The organism is Rhodoferax ferrireducens (assembly GCF_031458075.1).
Lineage (GTDB): Bacteria > Pseudomonadota > Gammaproteobacteria > Burkholderiales > Burkholderiaceae_C > Rhodoferax_B > Rhodoferax_B ferrireducens_A.
This window is the reverse complement of sequence record NZ_JAVDXT010000003.1, coordinates 206,222-223,600: the sequence shown is the minus strand read 5'-3', so window position 1 is coordinate 223,600 and position 17,379 is coordinate 206,222. Positions and strand designations below refer to the sequence as shown.

Sequence of the window (17,379 nt, the reverse complement as noted above, 5' to 3'; positions counted from 1 at the left end):
TGTCAGAACTTGTGCGTCACGCCCACGCCAAAGCGCGATGCGTCCAGCGAGACGCTGCCATCGGCGCGCTCGGTCTTGAGCTGGCGGAACGCGGTGTAAAAGCGGGTGCGCTTGGACACGTCGTAGGTAGCCATCAGGCTCAGGCCATGGGCATCGACCACCTTGGTGCCGGCGCTGTTTTCGGTCACCGCACTGGCGTAGCCGATGGCCACGGTGGCGGCGCCGAACGGTGCGTCCAGGCCCAGTTCCCACTCTTTCGAGGTCTGGTGTCCGGCGATGCGCTCGTCGGTCTGCCGCTGGAACGCACCGACCATATTCATCGGGCCGAAGTTGTAGTTGCCCGCCACCAGGTGGAAGCGGTTCTTGCCGTTGGCAAAGTTCTCGGTCTGGTAGGAGTAGCCGATGCGGGCCGGGCCTTGCGCGTACTTGGCATGGGCGCTGACCATGCGCGGGTTGGCAGTGGCGGTGGCTGCGCCTTCGCTGGCGCTGGTGCTGACCGAGCCGCTGAACGCGCCAAACGTCGGGGTGATGTACATCACCGTGTTGTTGCCGCGGGCCAGGTAGTCGCTGCCGGTGACTGCGGCCAGGCCGTTGGCTGCGGTGGTGCCGGCGCCCCAGACCTGGCCTGTCGAGGCAAAACCCGAGGAATCGTAGAGGTGGTTGGTCGAACCACGCAAGGCGTCGAAAGCACCCAGCATGCGGCCTGCGCGCAGCTCGCCGAAATTGCCCGACAGGCCGACGTAAGCCGCGCGGTTGAAGCCGATGTTCGAGTTGGAGACGGTGGACACCGTGCCGTTGTCGATGCTGATGCCCTGCTCCAGCACGAAATTGGTTTTCAGGCCGCCGCCCAGGTCTTCGGTGCCGCGCAGGCTCCAGCGGCTGGCTTGGGCGCCGCCGCTGTCCACCACGAAACCGGTTCCAGGTGGGTTTACCCCCACCTTGTGGTGGGTCTGGCCGACCCAGGCATCAACGATGCCGGACAAGGTGACGCTGGATTGGGCCGAAGCGGCACCGGCAAAGGCACCGACAGCCAGCACGGCGAGTAGTTTGGATTGCATGGAAACGGGTCTCCTCAGGTAGTCATAGGGATTTATCTGTCATACGTCAGTCGTCAGACGAGATGGCGCATGGTAAGAAAGAGATCGCTATTACGGCATCGGTGAAAACCCGAGGAAGAACCGGTTTTTAAGCCGGATGGCGGGCACGGCCCGCGCTTTTGCCGTGGCCCGGCTGGCGAGCTGGCTATTGGCTGTGGTTGCCGCTGTCGTTGCTGGCGCGCATGCGCTCGCGGCTATTGCTCAGATGCATGAACATCGCGGCCCGTGCCGCCGCCGCGTCGCCGCGGCGGATGGCATCAAAAATCGCCTCGTGTTCGCGCTGGGTGATGGCCTTGCCGCTCTCCAGCATGGGCTGGGCTTCGCCAAAGCGCGCGCCGGGCTTGCTATCGCCGGCCGGGGCGTCGGGCGCGGCATCGGGTGCGGGCCGGGGAATCGTCGCATTGCCCAGGCTGCACAGCACTTCCTCGAAGTACTCGTTGCCGGTGGCGGCGGCGATCTGCACATGGAACTGGAAGTCGGGCTCCGTGGTGCTGCCGCCGGCGCGGCGCTGGGCGTCGAACGCGTCCAGCGCGGCCCGCATGGCCACCAGGTGTTCTTCGCGGCGGCGCACCGCGGCCAGGCTGGCGGCCTCGGATTCGAGGCTGATGCGCAGTTCCAGCATGGCCAGTTTCTGCCGCACCTGCACATTGCGCGAGCCTATGGCCAGCAAGGGCTCGGGCGCGGCGGAGGCCAGCACAAAGGTGCCCACGCCCTGCCGGGTTTCGACCAGGCCGCTGGCCTGCAGCCGCGACATGGCTTCCCGTACCACGGTCCGGCTGACGCCGAATTCTTGCATCAGCCCCGGTTCGGATGGCACCCGGTCGCCAGGCTTCAAGGCGCCGCTGTGGATGCGCTCGGAGACGCCGTCCACTACCCGCTGCGGCTGGCTTTTGGTCCGCATGGGATGGTCTGGCAGCGTGGTGCTCATGGTGTGGTGGGGGCTGTGGCGGAGTTGGCAACTATAACGCGGCTGGCTTTCCCACCAGACGACTGATGCCATGGTTGCTTGCATTTGTAAAAAAGCTTTTTACCAGGGTTTATACCCATATAGCCCGTCTGACGTGTTGCCTAGAATCCATTCCAGTCTGACGACCGATGACATAGAAAGAGTCTTATGAAAATTGCAAGCGTACGTGGCACCGAATTCACCTTTCCGACCCGCCGCTCGGTGGACACCGCCGGCCATTCCCACCCCGGCCCCGAAGGCCTGGGCAAGATGGCCTTGCTGACCATCACCACCGACGAGGGGCACAACGGCTATGCGTTTGCGCCGCCGGAAGTGATCCGTCCGCACGTGTTGGAAGCTTTTGTGCGCAAGGTGCTGGTGGGCCAGAACCCATTCCAGCGCGAGCAGCTCTGGCACGGACTCGAACATTGGCAGCGCGGCAGCGCCGGCCAGCTGACCGACCGCGCCTTGGCCGCTGTCGACCAGGCGCTGTGGGACTTGGCTGGCCGTGCCCTGGGCCAGCCGGTGTACCGCCTGATCGGCGGCTACCGCGACAAGGTGCCGGCCTATGGCAGCACCATGTGCGGCGACGAGCTGCCTGGCGGCCTGTCCACGCCGGAAGAATACGCGGCGTTTGCGGTCCAGCTGGTCGAGCGTGGCTACAAGGCCATCAAGCTGCATACCTGGATGCCGCCGGTATCGTTCGCCCCCAGCGTGTCCATGGACATCAAGGCCTGCGCAGCGGTGCGCGAAGCGGTTGGCCCGAACATCCCGCTGATGCTGGACGGCTACCATAACTACAGCCGCATCGACGCGCTGACCATAGGCCGGGCGCTGGAGAAGCTGAACTTCACCTGGTTCGAGGAAATGATGAACGAGCAGAGCATGGCCTCGTATGCCTGGCTGGCCGACCAGCTGGACATCCCCATCGTCGGCCCTGAAAGCCTGTCGGGCAAGCACCACAGCCGGGCCGACTGGGTTAAGGCCGGCGCCTGCGACATCCTGCGCGCCGGCGTGCCCGGTGTGGGGGGCATTTCGCCGACCCTGAAGGTGGCACACCTGGCCGAGTCCTTCGGCATGCAGTGCGAGGTGCATGGCAACGGCGCGGCCAACCTGGCGGTGTGCGCAGCCATCAAGAACTGCCGCTGGTACGAGCGCGGCCTGCTGCACCCCTTCCTGGACTACGACGAAGTGCCGGCCTACCTGAACACCCTGGCCGACCCGATGGACGCCGACGGCTATGTGCATTTGTCACAGCTGCCGGGACTGGGCGAAGACATCAACTTCGCCTACATCGAAGCCCACACGCGCAACACCTACTAAGCGGCCGAAGACTGCCGCGCTGCCACCGATTCACCTTGAGGAGACACCCATGAACCACACACAGTTGTTGCGCCAATGCGCTGTAGCCCTGGCACTCAGCGCACTGGGCGCGGTGGCGCAGGCCAAGACCCCTGACGACCAGCTGATCGTCGGCTTCAGCATGAACAACCTGCTGTCGCTGGACCCGGCTGCGGCCACCGGCAACGACGTGGTCGAAATTGCCGCCAACCTCTACGACTACCTGATCGAGCTGGACCCGCAAGCCACCAGCAAGATGCTGCCCGGCCTGGCCGAGAGCTGGAAGGTGTCTGCCGACGGCCGCAGCATCAGCTTTGTGCTGCGCAAGGGCGTGAAATTCCAGTCGGGCAATGCGCTGACGGCGGACGACGCGGCCTGGTCGCTGCAGCGCGTGCTCAAGCTGAACCTGGCCATGGCCTCGCCCTGGAAGAGCTATGGCTTCAGCGCGCAGAACGTGGACAAGGCCATCCGCGCTACCGACGCCAACACCTTGGTGATCGACCTGCCCGAAGCCACCGACCCGAAGATGGTGCTGTACACCCTGGCCACCTCGGTCAGCGCAGTGATACTGGACCGCAAAAAGGTCATGGAAAACGAAAAGAACGGCGACCAGGGCGCCGCCTGGCTGACCACCCACGCAGCCGGCTCCGGCCCGTTCGCGCTGGCCGACTGGCGTGCCAAAGATGCGCTGCTGATGAACCGGTATGACGGCTATTGGCGCGGCCCGGCCAAGCTCAAGCGCGTCATCATGCGGCACATGACCGAATCCCAGTCGCTGCGCCTGATGCTGGAGCGCGGCGACCTGGACGTGGCCTCGGGCATGTCGGTGCCGGATGTCGAATCCATGAAGAAGAACGCCGACGCCGTGGTGCAGCCGGTGCGCCGCGGCACGCTGTACTACGTGGCCGTCAGCATGAAGGACCCCAAGTTTGCCGACAAGCGCGTGCGCCTGGCGATCCGCAACCTGATCGACTACGACGGCATCAACACCACGGTGATGCCCAACTACGGCATACCGCAGCAGCGCCCGGTGCAGATGGGCCTGCCCGCCAGCCTGCCCAACCCTGGCTACAAGCTGGACGTGGTGGCCGCCAAGAAGCTGCTGGCTGACGCCGGTTTCCCGAACGGCTTCAGGACCAGCATTCGCGTGCTGGCCGACCCGCCTTTCATCAACATTGCCACCAACCTGCAGGCCACGCTGGCCAAGGCCGGCATCGAGGCCAGCGTGCTGTCCGGCACCGGCAACCAGGTGTATGGCGCGATGCGCGACCGCAGCTTCGAGATCATCGTCGGCCGCGGCGGCGGCGGGGTTGAGCCGCACCCGCATTCCAGCCTGCGCGCCCTGGTCTACAACCCGGACAACAGCGATGCGGCCAAGCTGACCAACTTCCAGGGCTGGCGCACCTCGTTCTTCAGCCCCGAGCTGAACCAGCTGATCGAAAAAGCCGAGGTCGAGCGCGACGAAGCCAAGCAGACCGCCGACTACCAGGAAGCCCAGAAGCTCTATGACAGCCAGGTCGGCGCGATCCAGCCGATCTCGCAGATGGTGGACACGGTGGTGCTGCGCAAGGACGTGCGCAACTACCTGGGCCACCCCTCGGCCACGACCCGCCTGCGCGAGGTGTACAAGCAGCGCTAAGGCGCCGGCTCTGCACCCCATGTTCGACCCCATGGAGATTTGCTCTTGACTACCTCTAACGTACGCGCCCTTGGCCACCGCCTGCTCAGCGTGGCGCTGACCCTGCTGGGCCTGCTGCTGCTGACCTTTGTGATCGGCCGCGTCATGCCGCTGGACCCGGTGCTGTCCATCGTCGGCCCGGATGCCGACCGCTCTACCTACGACCAGGTGTACCAGCAGCTGGGCCTGGACCGGCCGCTGCCGGTGCAGTTTGGCTATTACCTGCGCGACCTGCTGCAGGGCGACCTGGGCAATGCCTTGCTCACCGGCCACAAGGTCACCGACGACCTGGCCCGCGTGCTGCCGGCCACGGTGGAGCTGGCCACCATGGCCATCCTGCTCGGCACCGGCCTGGGCGTGCCGCTGGGCGTGTATGCGGCCACCCGGCGCGGCCGACTGGCCGACCACGTGGTGCGCGTGATCAGCCTGTTTGGTTACTCGACCCCAGTGTTCTGGTTCGGCATGATGGGCTTGCTGGTGTTCTACGCCTGGCTGGGCTGGGCCGGCGGCGCCGGCCGGGTCGACCTGGCCTTCGACGGCCTGGTGGCGCCGCGCAGCGGCCTGCTGCTGCTGGACGCAGCGCTGGCCGGCGAGTGGGAGGTGTTCCGCAGCGCGCTCAAGTTCCTGATTCTGCCGGCCTGCATCCTGGGCCTGCATTCCATGGCCTACATCAGCCGCATGACGCGCAGCTTCATGCTGGCCCAGCTGTCGCAGGAGTACATCACCACGGCCCGCGTCAAAGGCCTGTCGGAGCGCGGCGTGGTCTGGGGCCATGCGTTCCGCAACATCCTGGTGCAGCTGCTGACCATCGTGGCCCTGGCCTACGGCGGTCTGCTCGAAGGCGCGGTGCTGATCGAAACCGTATTCGCCTGGCCCGGCTTTGGCCAGTACCTGACCAGCAGCCTGCTGCTGGGCGACATGAACGCCGTGATGGGCTGCGTGCTGGTGGTGGGGGTGATCTTCGTCACGCTGAACCTGCTGTCCGACGCCCTATACCACGTGTTTGACCCGAGGACCCGCTGATGTCCACCCTGACCATGACCTCTACACTTCTATCCACCCCCCAATCCACCGCCCAGGCGCTGCGCCAAAGCCTGCGCCGCGGCGCGCAGCGGCTGCTGCACAACCCGATGACGGTGGCCGGCCTGCTGGTGGTGGTGGCGCTGATGCTGGTGGCCTTGTTCGCTCCGCTGATCGCCACCCACAACCCGCTGGAGCAGAACCTGGCGCAGGCGCTGCAGGCGCCGTCCAGCGCGCACTGGTTCGGCACCGACGAATACGGCCGCGATGTGTTCAGCCGCCTGGTGCAGGGCTCGCGCATCTCGCTCTACATCATTGCCCTGGTGACGGTGATCGTCGGCCCGGTAGGCCTGGCGGTCGGCAGCATCTCGGGCTACTTCGGCGGCTGGGTCGACAACCTGTTCATGCGGGTTACCGACATCTTCATCTCCTTCCCCAGCCTGGTGTTGGCACTGGCCTTCGTGGCCGCGCTGGGCCCGGGACTGGACCATGCGGTGATCGCAATTGCGCTGACCGCCTGGCCGCCGATTGCGCGGTTGGCACGGGCCGAAACCCTGTCGCTGCGCAATGCCGATTACGTGGTCGCCGCCCAGCTGCAGGGCGCGTCTTCGGCCCGCATCCTGCTGCGCTATATCGCGCCCATGCTGCTGTCCTCGGTGGTGGTGCGCCTGACCATGAACATGGCCAGCGTGATCCTGACCGCCGCCGGCCTGGGCTTTCTGGGCCTGGGCGCCCAGCCACCCATGCCCGAATGGGGCGCGATGATTTCCAGCGGCCGGCGCTACATGATGGAGTGCTGGTGGCTGGTCGCCACGCCCGGCGCCGCCATCATGATGGTGAGCCTGGCCTTCAACCTGTTGGGCGACGGCTTGCGCGATGTGCTCGACCCCCGCAACGAGTAAAACCACCATGCACAACGCTTCCTCTTCACTCACGCACCAGCTGCAGGTTGAAGACCTGCACATCCGCTTCGCCACGCCCGACGGCCCCATGCATGCGGTGCGCGGTGTGTCCTTCAACATGTCGCGCGAAAAGCTGGCCATCGTCGGCGAGTCCGGCTCGGGCAAATCCACGGTCGGCCGGGCCTTGCTCAAGCTGCATCCGCGCAGCGCCAAGATCGAAGCCCGCAAACTGGCCTTCGACGGCATCGACCTGCTGGACGCCAGCCCCAAGACCATGCAGGCCATCCGCGGCAAGCGCATGTCGATGATCATGCAGGACCCGAAGTACTCGCTGAACCCGGTGGTGCGCGTCGGCCAGCAGATCGCCGAAGCCTACCTGGCGCACAACAAGGTGCCGCGTGCCGAAGCCTACGAGCGCGCGCTGGCCATGCTGGAGTCGGTGCGCATCCGCGAGCCGCAGCGCGTGTTCAACCTGTACCCGCACGAGGTGTCGGGCGGCATGGGCCAGCGCATCATGATCGCCATGATGCTGATTACCGAGCCCGAAATTTTGATCGCCGACGAGCCCACCTCGGCACTCGACGTGTCGGTGCGGCTGCAGGTGCTGGCCGTGCTGGACGACCTGGTCAGCCAGCGCGGCCTGGGCCTGGTCTTCATCAGCCACGACCTGAACCTGGTGCGCCATTTCTGCGACCGCGTGCTGGTCATGTACGCGGGCCGGGTGGTGGAAAGCATTGCCGCCGCCGACCTGGACAACGCCCAGCACCCGTATACCCGCGGCCTGCTCAGCGCCCTGCCCAGCCTGGACCAGCGGCGCGTGCGCCTGCCGGTGCTGCAGCGCGACCCCAGCTGGCTGACTGCCTGATAACGCCGAAGGACACCCCATGACCATGATCGATGTCAACGCACTGCACCTGGCCTTTGGTGCCGTCAAGGTGCTCAACAACGTGAACCTGCAAGTGCAGGCCGGCCAGTCTTTCGGGCTGGTGGGCGAGTCCGGCTCGGGAAAGACCACGGTGCTGCGCTGCCTGGCCGGCCAGTACATGCACTGGGACGGCCAGCTGCGGATCGGCGGCCATGCGCTGGGGCGCAAGCTGGACCGGGCCCGCTGCCGCGAGGTGCAGATGGTGTTCCAGGACCCGTATGGCTCGCTGCACCCGCGCCACACCATCCACACGGTGCTGGCCGAGCCGCTGCGCATCCACGGCATGGACCGGGAGCGCGAGCGCGTGGAGAGCATCCTGGCCAAGGTCGGGCTGAACAGCAGCTACCGCTTCCGCTACCCGCACCAGCTGTCGGGCGGCCAGCGCCAGCGCGTGGCGATTGCCCGGGCCTTGATCCTGGAGCCGCGCGTGCTGTTGCTGGACGAGCCGACCTCGGCCCTCGACGTGTCGGTGCAGGCCGAAATCCTGAACCTGCTGGCCGACCTGCGCGAGCGCGATGGCCTGACCTATCTGATGGTCACCCACGACCTGGGCGTGGTCGCGCATCTGTGCGACCAGGTGGCGGTGATGCAGCACGGCAGCATTGTCGAAACGCTGACGACCGAGGCACTGTGCAACAACGCCGCGCAGCATGCTTACACCCGCATGCTGGTCGATTCCAGTCGCTCGTATAGCCGGGATATGGCCGAGGCCTAGGCGCACTGGCGGAGCCCTGTTTTATTCCCTCGCCCCTTCGGGGAGAGGGTTGGGGTGAGGAGCTGCCACCGACGATGTGCGTAGCCTCAACTTACCTGCGCATGTAGTCTTTGCGTTCCCCGTAAATTTTCCATTCAGCCGTATTGACGCGATCGAAAAATATCCCGGTCGTGTCGCGACTGCTGATCTTTCCACGCTCTACCAACTCAGCCAATGGTTCTGAGTAACAGGTATTGAATTGACAGTACACATCCAAGGTTTGCGGATAGCAGGCTTGTTGTGTCGAAGACTCGTCCACTATTTCATGGCAGATATTCGAAACAGTCGCAATGCCAAATACGCCATGTTGATTTAACTCGATGGAATGCATGTCCAGTGTTGCGCTGCTCTTGAAACGCACTGGCCATGCAGCCAACTCATTATTTTTTCTGAAATAACGTTCTATGGTCGCTTCATAGGTAACTGTCCCTTGCTGGCATTCAGCATCGAAAAGCGGGATTATTCTTGTGTTTTCTGTGCTTGTTAAAACGTCGTCCAAGGGAGCCAAGCCGTGGTACTTTGATCTGACGTCGGCCCCCAAAACTGCCAGTGGCAGACTCAAGCTAACAGCATTAACATTGCCCCACCCATACCCATGAAAACTATGGGCAACTCTGCTTTCACCGAAAGTCTGGAGCACCCGCTGCAAGCGTTTTACACAGCCTTCAGAAAGCTGGCTTATGGCTTGGACAACTGCATTGCCTTCAGCGCTTCCAACATTGATGGATCCACCGTTGCCACCGAGTAGACCGTTAAAGGCCTTGTTTCCGAAGTTCGTGCCCGACCGCAAAATATCATCGACAGATGTCTGGGCTAGCGCCATATTGCTTATCCCTGCTGCGTAAACCAGCGTCAATATGCGCAGGAAATAATTCAATTTGCGGGCAAACATGCTGAGGGGGTACTTTCTAGAAGGGACGTCTGCGTCTCTGTAGGCGGGTACTCTAGATGTTAGCGCGAGAGCTTTGGAGTTGACGCACGGGCCGAGAAGCTCAGCTAGCCGATGCAGCTATAGGTGCTTTGGCTGAATGAATACTCTGAGATGCGACTGCAACACAGTAGCGCCGTCCAGCACCGGCACCTGCGTGGCGTAGTTGTTGAGCTGGTTCGAGGGTTCTCGGTCGCAGCGATTACGGCGCGCATGGCCCACATTGTGACAGCGGTAGTGGAACGCAGGGCGCTATTTGCTATTAATTAAATAGCTGGTGGCGCAGGTAATATATGCGCTGCAGGCTGTGCAGCCATTGAAATCTACCCTCTCATGCATCCACCTTCAGAATTTAGACCATGGTATTGACGACCGCCGGCCAGATCTTCCTTGCCAGCAGCGCGGCGTTCCTCGCCGCCGCGGTATGGCTTGCGCGGCGTGTCTCGCAGCGCATGCGACCGGGGAAGGGCACCAGCAAGCTGCTGGTACTCATCATCTTTGCCGTGATTGCCTTGTTCGTACCCTTCAGCGTCTGGACCGGCCAAGCGCTGTACTCCCTGGCCACCAAGCCCAGTTACAGCGCTACCGTGGTGGGCCACACCTCTGAGTACCGCGACTACGAAGAAAAAGATTCCAACGGCCGCACCGTGAGGGGCAAGCGCTTGATGCACACCGCCCAAGTGCGGTTTACCGGGCCGGCTGGTGAGCCACTGGAGTTACCCAACTCGGTGGCATCAGGCGAAGTCCCCGTCCAAGGATCGCAGTTGACCGTGGTGTACACCCCGGGGGACCGGGTGGCCACCGAGCTCAGCGCCCGCAGCGTAGGCCTGTGGCTCGCGGCCGGCGTCATGCTGTTCATCCTCGGCTACTGTTTGTGGGCCATGGTGTGGTACGGACTGGGGCACCCGATGGAAGGGGTGCATGCCTTCGGCATGGCCTTTCTGTTCCGCTTTTTTCTGCCGGGCGTCACCTTGCTGATGGTGCTGGCCCTGGGCTATCCGGCGCTCAAGTATTTCGCTTTGGGCAACCCGGACGACTATCCGTTGTGGGTGGCCTGTTTATGTACCCTGTTTACTTTGGCGCTGCTGCCTCTGTTGGTGTTGCTGTTTACGCGGCAAAAAGGCGAGCGCGGCTAAGCGGGTAGCTTGCTTCCTGGCAGCCGATTTGGCTTGAATTTTGGGATTGGTTGGTGACACTGGTATCCCTGGCCGGGATGTGCGCCCGGCGGCGCAGTAACTTTCTTTCGCTTCGCCGAAAGAAAGTCACCAAAGAAAGGGCGAGCCGAAGTCGTCGCCCCCTGCGCTGCGCTCCGGGATACGCTGCGTTGCTCGGTCTGGTCGGGGTCCCGCTCGAACTCGGCCTACGGCCTCAAACAATCGCGGGCCCTGATCCGCTCAGCCCTGCGCTACTCGCCGACGCCACACGGCGTGGGAGCGGACAGCCAATATCAACAGCCAACCCCAGCCCGGCTGCGCCGGGCTCGCGCCCTAGGCGCGATGTGGCGCTACGCGCCACCGATCCCGATCCCCGGGGTCCCCCTCTGCATGCGCCGAGGAGCACAGCTTTGGGCGGATAAGGGCTGGCGTTGTTTGAGCGAAGCGAGTTTAGCCAGACCCCGACCAAAGCGAGCACCACAGGTTTCCCAGTGCGATAGCGCTGGGACGCAGGCAGTGGGGGCGCCTTTCTTTTGGTGACTTTTCTTTTGCGCAAAAGAACAAGTTACTGCGCTGCCGGGCGCATACCCGGCCAGGGATCGCATGGACGCCAAGAACCATACACATTGCCCCAAATCACATAGAGATATCCAAATAAAAAGAGGCTCCAGCGCAAATTGCATCTGCGCGAGAAGCTACGAAAAATAGAGCGCTTCGTGGCTCCTTCTTTTGGGGGAAGAAGGCCAAGGCACAGGGTGAGTCGAGCGGTTACGCGGGGCTATAGTGTTCCATCGCATTTCGACGCTCACGAGGAGTCATCCATGCAACGTGTGTACATGCCCATCCAGCTGCAGGCTCCGCGCAATTTGACGCAGCCTATTTTGCCGAACTGGTCCTTCAACCTGTTCAACGTCAACCTTGGTAGGTCGGCCAATCCAGCGGTAGAGCAGATGGCGCTGGAGAACATAGGCAGCTACGGCAGGCAGATCGGGCACGTGGCCGAAGCCCTCGAAGTGATTGTCAGGCGACTGAATCTCATGGAGGGCAATGAGATTTCTCAAAAAGAGAAAGACGTCCTGCAAGTCTTTCTTGGCGATGTGTCTGCCATCCGGCAAATCAAGGCCTCGCTCCCCAAGGCCTAAGAGTCTGTCGGACTTCCGGCACAGGCGCAGGGCGCAATAGGCCGGATCGCTTCTCTTTTTATAGCTACCAGCGCAGATGGAATATGCGCTAGCAGCCTATTTCTCTTGCAAATCTTCACGGACCATGCCCGGCAGCGCAGTCGCACCCCCACCCAGCGCCTGCACCAGCGTAGCGTGGTTGTTGAACTGGTTCAACCGGTTTTCCGCCAGCGCGATCTCGGCGCTGCGGCGGCTTTCCTGGGCGTCGAGCCAGGGCTTGAGGGCCACCGAACCGGCGCGGTAACGCACCTCGTACAGGCGCTCGGCCTGGGTGGCGGCTTGCAGTACCTGCTCCAGCAGCAGGGCTTGGGCGCGGTACTGCTGGCGTGCCGACAAGGCGTTTTCCACATCGCCGAGCGCTGTGTACAGGGTCTGGCGGAAGTTGACCACCGCTTCCTCGCTTTGTGCCTGGGCGACCCGCACATTCAGGTCCATTTCCTTCTGGTTCAGGAACGGCAGGCTGAGCCCCAGGCCCAGGCTGGCGACCGGGTTTTGCAGCAGGTTTAGCAGCGCGGTGCTGGAGGTGCCGAGCGCGCCGGTCAGGCTCAGCGCCGGGTAGTAGCTGGCGCGGGTGGCGCTGATGTTGGCATGGCTTTCGCGCAGCCGCAGCTCGGCCGCACGCAGGTCGGGGCGGCGTGCCAGCAGCTCGGCGGGCAGGCCGGCAGCGACTTCGGGTAGCTGGCTGTTGGGCAGGGTTTGCGGTGGGTTGGGCAGCGCGCTGGGCGCGGCATCGAACAGCAAGGCCAGGGCGGTGTTGGCGGCCACGGCCTGCTGCTGCAGCGTGGTCTGGCTGGCCTGCAGGCTCAGCAGGCTTTGCCGGGCCTCGGCCAGCTCCAGGCCGCCGGCGGCGCCGGCATTCGCCTGGGCTTGCACCAGCTCCAGCGTCTTCTGGGCAGTGGCAATGCTTTGCAGATTGGCAGCCAGGCGCTGGTTCAGGTAGCCGAGCTGCCAGTACAGCTGGGCTGTGGTGGCGACCAGCGCCAGCGCGGTGGCTTCGCGGTCCTGCGCGGTGGCGCGGGCTTCCCACAGGGCGACGTCACGCTGGCTGCCCAGCTTGTTCCACAGATCGATCTCGTAGCTGGCGCCCAGGCTGACACCGCTGCTGCGGCTGGTGACGGCGCTGCCGCTGAGAGTGCGGCTGGCACCGCTGCTGATGCTGCCGCTGAAGCTGGGGCGGTTCTCGGCCAGGCCGGCTTGCAGCTGGGCCTGACGCACCTTGATGGTGGCGGCCGCCAGGTTGTTGTTGCGCAGCAGGGCTTGCTCGACCAGCTGGTCGAGCACCGGGTCGTGGAAGTTCTTCCACCAGGCATCGGTGCTGGCACTGCTGTCGGCACCGGCGTACTGCCATTGCGCGGGCAGGCTGGTGACGGGCGCGCTGTACGGCGCCTGTTGGGTGGCGCAGCCGGCGAGTAGCAGGGCGCCGAGGACAGCGCTGTGGACGAAAGGTTTGAAGGGGGTCATCGGATTACTCTCGGGCCAAGGCGTCTACCGGGTTGAGCTGGGCCGCGTTGTTGGCGGGCAGGAAGCCGAACACCACGCCAATCAGGGTCGAGCAGCCAAAGGCCGCCACCATCGATGCGGTGGAATACACCATCTGGAAGCTGCTGCCGGTTTGGCCAAAGCCCCAGCCGATCAGCAGCGACAAGCCTATGCCCAGCACGCCGCCGAGCAGGCAGACCAGCACGGCTTCGATCAGAAACTGCTGGCGGATGTCGCTCTGCCGTGCGCCCACGGCCATGCGCACGCCGATTTCGCGGGTGCGCTCGGTGACCGACACCAGCATGATGTTCATCACCCCGATGCCGCCCACCACCAGCGAGATCAGCGCAATCGCCGAGACCAGCAAGGTCAGGGTCTGGGTGGTGCTCTCTATGGTCTGGCGGATGGTGTCGGTGTTCAGGGTGTAGAAGTCGACCACGCCGTGGCGCTGCTTGAGAAGCCGGTTGATGCCGGCGTCGGCGGCCTCGGTGGAGGCGTCGTCGCGCACGCGCACCGAGATCGAACGCAGATAGCTTTGCCCCAGCACCCGGCGCATGGCTGCGGTATACGGGATGTAGACGTTCAAGGCCTCGCGGTTGCCAAAGCCGGACTCGCTTTTCTGCGCCACGCCAACCACCCGGAACGGCACGCTGCCCAGCAGCACCACCTGGCCGACGGCGTTGTCGGTGGTCGGGAACAGCTGCTTGCGGGTGTTGTCGTCGATCACCACCTCCTGCGCCAGGGTGTCGATGCTGGCGTCGTTGAAGAAGCGGCCCTGCGCCAGGGTGATGCCTTTGACGCGGAAGTACTGCGCGCCCACGCCGTTGATATTGCCGGTCACCGCCACATTGCCATAGCGCAGCGTGGCCGAGCTGGAGGCGGTGGGCGTCACGCTGTCCACATACACCTGCTGGGCCAGCGCGTCGGCGTCGGCCGGCACCAGGGTGCGCACCCGCGCGGCCCGCTGGTCGCCAAAACCGCTGCCGGAGAAGATTTCGATGGTATTGGTGCCGATGGAGCTGATGTTCTTTAGCACCTGCAGCCGCGAGCCCTCGCCCAGCGCCACCACGGACACCACCGAGGCGATGCCGATGATGATGCCCAGCATGGTCAGAAAGCTGCGCAGCGGGTGCGCCCGCATCGCCAGCACGGCCATGCGGAAGGCTTCGCTGAAGCGGCCCCAGCCCGCGCCCCAGCCGGTACCGTCGGCGGGCGGCGCAGGTAGCGTGGGGGCGGCAGTTGCGATTTGCGTCTGGCGGTCGGCCACGATCTCGCCGTCGCTGATTTCGATGATGCGCTGCGCATGCTCGGCCACCTGCATATCGTGCGTCACCAAGATGATGGTGTGGCCTTCGGCGTGCAGCTCCTGCAGGATCTTCATCACCTCGGCGCCGCTGTGCGTGTCCAGCGCACCGGTGGGCTCATCGGCCAGGATCACGCTGCCACCGTTCATCAGCGCGCGCGCAATGCTCACCCGCTGCTGTTGGCCGCCCGACAGCTGGCCGGGCTTGTGGCCGACGCGGTCGGCCATGCCCAGGCGCGTCAGCAGCGCCGTGGCGCGGCTGTGCCGGGTGGCGGCGTCCTTGCCCGCGTACACCGCGGGCACTTCCACATTGCCCAGCGCGCTCAGGTCGCTCAGCAGGTGGTAGCGCTGGAAGATGAAGCCAAAGTGTTCGCGCCGCAGCTCGGCCAGGGCGTCGGCATCCAGCTGGCCAGTCTCGCGGCCGGCCACGCGGTAGGAGCCGGTGGTGGGCCGGTCCAGGCAGCCCAGGATGTTCATCAGCGTGGACTTGCCCGAGCCGGACGCGCCGACGATGGCGATCATCTCGCCCGCGCGGATGCTCAGGTTCACGTCCTTCAGGACGGCAATGGTTTCTTCGCCCGCCGGGAACTCGCGCCGCAAGGCCGTCAGTTCCAGCAGGGGGCTGGTAGGGTTCGCGTCCATGCTTACATCCCCGGGGGCGGACGCATGCCGGAGCGGCCGCTGCCACTGCTGCTGCCGCTGGTACCCGCCGCCGGGGCTTCGCTGACCACCACGCGTTCGCCCTCGGCCAGGCCTTCGAGGATTTGCGCGTTCACGTTGTTGTTCAGCCCGACCTTGACCACGCGCGGCTCGGCCTGGCCGTCTGCGTTCACCACCCGCACGCGGGTCCGGCCCTGGCGGTCGCGCTCGCCGAGCGCTGCGGATGGAATGCTCAGCACCTGTTTGGCCTCGCTTTGCACGATGCTGACCTGGGCCGTCATGGAGATGCGCAGTTGGCCCTCGGGATTCGGCACGTCAAGCAGCCCGTTGTAGTAGATGGCGGTGGCGCTGGTGGTGGTCGTCGTCGTGGTGTCGGTGAGTATCGAATCCGGCGCCGGCTCTACCGTGCGCAAGGTGGTGGTGTAGCGCTTGTCGGGCGCGCCGAGGATGGTGAAGTAGACCTTTTGCCCGGGCTTCACGCGCACCACGTCAGCCTCGGAAATCTGCGCCTTGACGGTAATGGTGTCCAGGCGCGCGAGCTTGATGATGGTCGGCGTGGTCTGGTTGGCGTTCACGGTCTGGCCCTCCTGGGCCACGATGGCCACCACTACGCCGTCGATGGGTGCCTGGATCTGGGTATAGCCCAGGTTCAGCTGGGCGGTGCTGACGGTGATCCTGGCCTGGGCGATCTGGGCCTGCAAGGAGCCGATTTCGGCGCGCGCGGTCTGCAGCGCGGCATCAGCGGCCTCAAAGGTGGCGCGCGAACTGGCGTCGGCGGCCAGCAGGGTTTTCTCGCGCTGGAAGCTCAGCTCGGCCTGCTTCAGCGTGGCCTGCTTGACCAGCAGCTGGGCCTGCACATTGGCCAGCGCGGCTTCGGCATTGCGCAGGCTGTTCTGCTGGGTCAGCGAATCGATCTCGGCAACCAGCTGGCCTTTCTTGACCGTATCGCCCAGGGCCACCTTCAGCGACTTGATCTGCCCGGAGGCCTGGGCACCCACGCTCACCTGCTTAAAGGCCTGCACCGTGCCGGTGGCCAGCACGGCCTGCTCCAGGTCGGCCAGGGCGGCGGTGGCGGTCACAAAATTCGGTTTCTTGGCGGCCGGGAAGAACACCAGTTTGGTGGCTACGGCCAGGGCCAGCAGGACCAGGGCGAGCAGGGTGTAACGCAGAAGTTTGTTCTTGGGCATGGATGTGTGGAGGTGCGGACTGAAGCACGGCCCACTTTACATAAGCCCCGTACCCGCCCCGCGTGCCCCCGGCAAAGCCTTTGTAAAGCTAGGGCCAGCCGCGATTCAGCGCGCCACGTAGTCCGGGTAGCGCTCGCAGATGTTCTCCAGCTGCCCCAGCGTGCCCGACAAATGCGCGCGCAGGCTGTCCTGCGCGGCCTGCGGGTCGCGCAGGGCGATGGCATCGACGATGCTGCGGTGGTCGCGCACCACCGCCTGGGCCTTGCCCTCGCTCGGCAGGTCCAGCCGGCGCAGGCGGTCCACATGGCCAGAGATGCGGCGCACCAGCGCCCACAGGTCGGGCACGCCGGCGGCCGCATACATCTGCTGGTGGAAGGCCTGGTCGGCGGCCACGAAATCTCTGTAATCGGCGGTGTTGATCACCACCACCTGCAGCTCGATCTGCGCCCGCAACCGGGCCACCAGGCTGTCGTCGGCGGCCAGGGCCAGGGTGCGCACCACTTCCAGCTCGATGGACTTGCGCAGAAAGTGGGCTTGCTTGGCGGCGTTGACATCGATGCGGCTGACCACCGTGGCGTGCTGCGGAAAGATGTCGACCAGGCCTTCTTCGCCCAGGCGCATCAGCGCGTCGCGGATCGGCGTCTGGCTCAGGCCGAACTGCTGGGCCAGCGCATCGCGCGCCAGCACCGTGCCAGGGGCCATTTCCAGCGACACGATGGATTCACGCAGCTGGTCGAAAACCTGGGGCGCGGCTTGGCGGGAGCGGTCGAGGCGGACTTTTTCTTGGACTTTCATGGTCGGGTATTCTGGCATTGACGCACTAA

Annotated in this window: 15 protein-coding genes; 8 read left to right on the top strand and 7 right to left on the bottom strand. The window is 64.7% G+C overall.

Features of this window, described 5'->3' with window-relative positions; translation table 11 throughout:
* Positions 1-2: 2 nt before the first annotated feature.
* Both J2X19_RS16470 and J2X19_RS16465 read right to left on the bottom strand, forming a co-directional pair.
* Complete coding sequence (locus J2X19_RS16470; RefSeq protein ID WP_310374868.1) at positions 3-1,058, bottom strand: porin; 1,056 nt, start codon at positions 1,056-1,058, stop codon at positions 3-5.
* Positions 1,059-1,242: 184 nt separating this feature from the next.
* Positions 1,243-2,025, bottom strand: a complete 783-nt coding sequence (locus tag J2X19_RS16465; protein WP_310374866.1) for a FadR/GntR family transcriptional regulator — start codon at positions 2,023-2,025, stop codon at positions 1,243-1,245.
* Positions 2,026-2,211: 186 nt separating this feature from the next.
* On the opposite strand from J2X19_RS16465, the gene J2X19_RS16460 reads away from it, so the two are divergent.
* The 6 genes from J2X19_RS16460 to J2X19_RS16435 are packed head-to-tail and all read left to right on the top strand — an operon-like array spanning position 2,212 to position 8,624.
* Positions 2,212-3,366, top strand: a complete 1,155-nt coding sequence (locus tag J2X19_RS16460; RefSeq protein WP_116607809.1) for a mandelate racemase family protein — start codon at positions 2,212-2,214, stop codon at positions 3,364-3,366.
* A 49-nt stretch (positions 3,367-3,415) separates the two neighbouring features.
* Positions 3,416-5,023, top strand: a complete 1,608-nt coding sequence (locus J2X19_RS16455; RefSeq protein WP_310374864.1) for an ABC transporter substrate-binding protein — start codon at positions 3,416-3,418, stop codon at positions 5,021-5,023.
* Positions 5,024-5,068: 45 nt separating this feature from the next.
* Positions 5,069-6,085 carry an ABC transporter permease gene (locus J2X19_RS16450; protein WP_310374862.1) on the top strand — a complete coding sequence of 339 codons (1,017 nt, stop codon included), beginning with the start codon at positions 5,069-5,071 and terminating at the stop codon, positions 6,083-6,085.
* Positions 6,085-6,984, top strand: a complete 900-nt coding sequence (locus J2X19_RS16445; protein WP_116607812.1) for an ABC transporter permease — start codon at positions 6,085-6,087, stop codon at positions 6,982-6,984. Before J2X19_RS16450 ends, J2X19_RS16445 begins: the two co-directional genes overlap by 1 nt.
* A 7-nt stretch (positions 6,985-6,991) precedes the next feature.
* A complete protein-coding gene (locus J2X19_RS16440) occupies positions 6,992-7,849 on the top strand; it encodes an ABC transporter ATP-binding protein (RefSeq protein WP_310374860.1) in 858 nt (285 codons plus the stop codon).
* A gap of 25 nt (positions 7,850-7,874) precedes the next feature.
* On the top strand, positions 7,875-8,624 hold the full coding sequence (locus J2X19_RS16435; RefSeq protein ID WP_310375345.1) for an ABC transporter ATP-binding protein: 750 nt from the start codon (positions 7,875-7,877) through the stop codon (positions 8,622-8,624).
* Positions 8,625-8,715: 91 nt separating this feature from the next.
* On the opposite strand, the gene J2X19_RS16430 is transcribed toward J2X19_RS16435, so the two are convergent.
* Positions 8,716-9,555, bottom strand: coding sequence for a hypothetical protein (locus J2X19_RS16430; protein ID WP_310374858.1), 840 nt, complete (start codon positions 9,553-9,555; stop codon positions 8,716-8,718).
* A gap of 395 nt (positions 9,556-9,950) precedes the next feature.
* Here J2X19_RS16430 and J2X19_RS16425 point away from each other — a divergent pair, with 395 nt between their 5' ends.
* Together J2X19_RS16425 and J2X19_RS16420 are read left to right on the top strand one after the other, a co-directional pair.
* The gene (locus J2X19_RS16425; protein ID WP_310374856.1) at positions 9,951-10,727 is read left to right on the top strand and encodes a hypothetical protein; all 777 of its coding nucleotides are present in this window, start codon (positions 9,951-9,953) and stop codon (positions 10,725-10,727) included.
* Positions 10,728-11,566: 839 nt separating this feature from the next.
* Positions 11,567-11,887: a hypothetical protein gene (locus J2X19_RS16420; protein ID WP_116607816.1), complete on the top strand. Its 321-nt coding sequence runs from the start codon at positions 11,567-11,569 to the stop codon at positions 11,885-11,887.
* Positions 11,888-11,983: 96 nt separating this feature from the next.
* Here J2X19_RS16420 and J2X19_RS16415 read toward each other — a convergent pair whose 3' ends face one another.
* From J2X19_RS16415 to J2X19_RS16400, 4 genes are all read right to left on the bottom strand, one after another.
* Positions 11,984-13,387 carry an efflux transporter outer membrane subunit gene (locus J2X19_RS16415; RefSeq protein ID WP_310374854.1) on the bottom strand — a complete coding sequence of 468 codons (1,404 nt, stop codon included), beginning with the start codon at positions 13,385-13,387 and terminating at the stop codon, positions 11,984-11,986.
* A gap of 4 nt (positions 13,388-13,391) precedes the next feature.
* Complete coding sequence (locus tag J2X19_RS16410) at positions 13,392-15,350, bottom strand: MacB family efflux pump subunit (protein ID WP_310374852.1); 1,959 nt, start codon at positions 15,348-15,350, stop codon at positions 13,392-13,394.
* A 2-nt stretch (positions 15,351-15,352) separates the two neighbouring features.
* Positions 15,353-16,555: an efflux RND transporter periplasmic adaptor subunit gene (locus tag J2X19_RS16405; protein WP_310374850.1), complete on the bottom strand. Its 1,203-nt coding sequence runs from the start codon at positions 16,553-16,555 to the stop codon at positions 15,353-15,355.
* Positions 16,556-16,660: 105 nt separating this feature from the next.
* Positions 16,661-17,350, bottom strand: a complete 690-nt coding sequence (locus J2X19_RS16400) for a GntR family transcriptional regulator (RefSeq protein WP_116607871.1) — start codon at positions 17,348-17,350, stop codon at positions 16,661-16,663.
* Between the last annotated feature and the right edge of the window lie 29 nt (positions 17,351-17,379).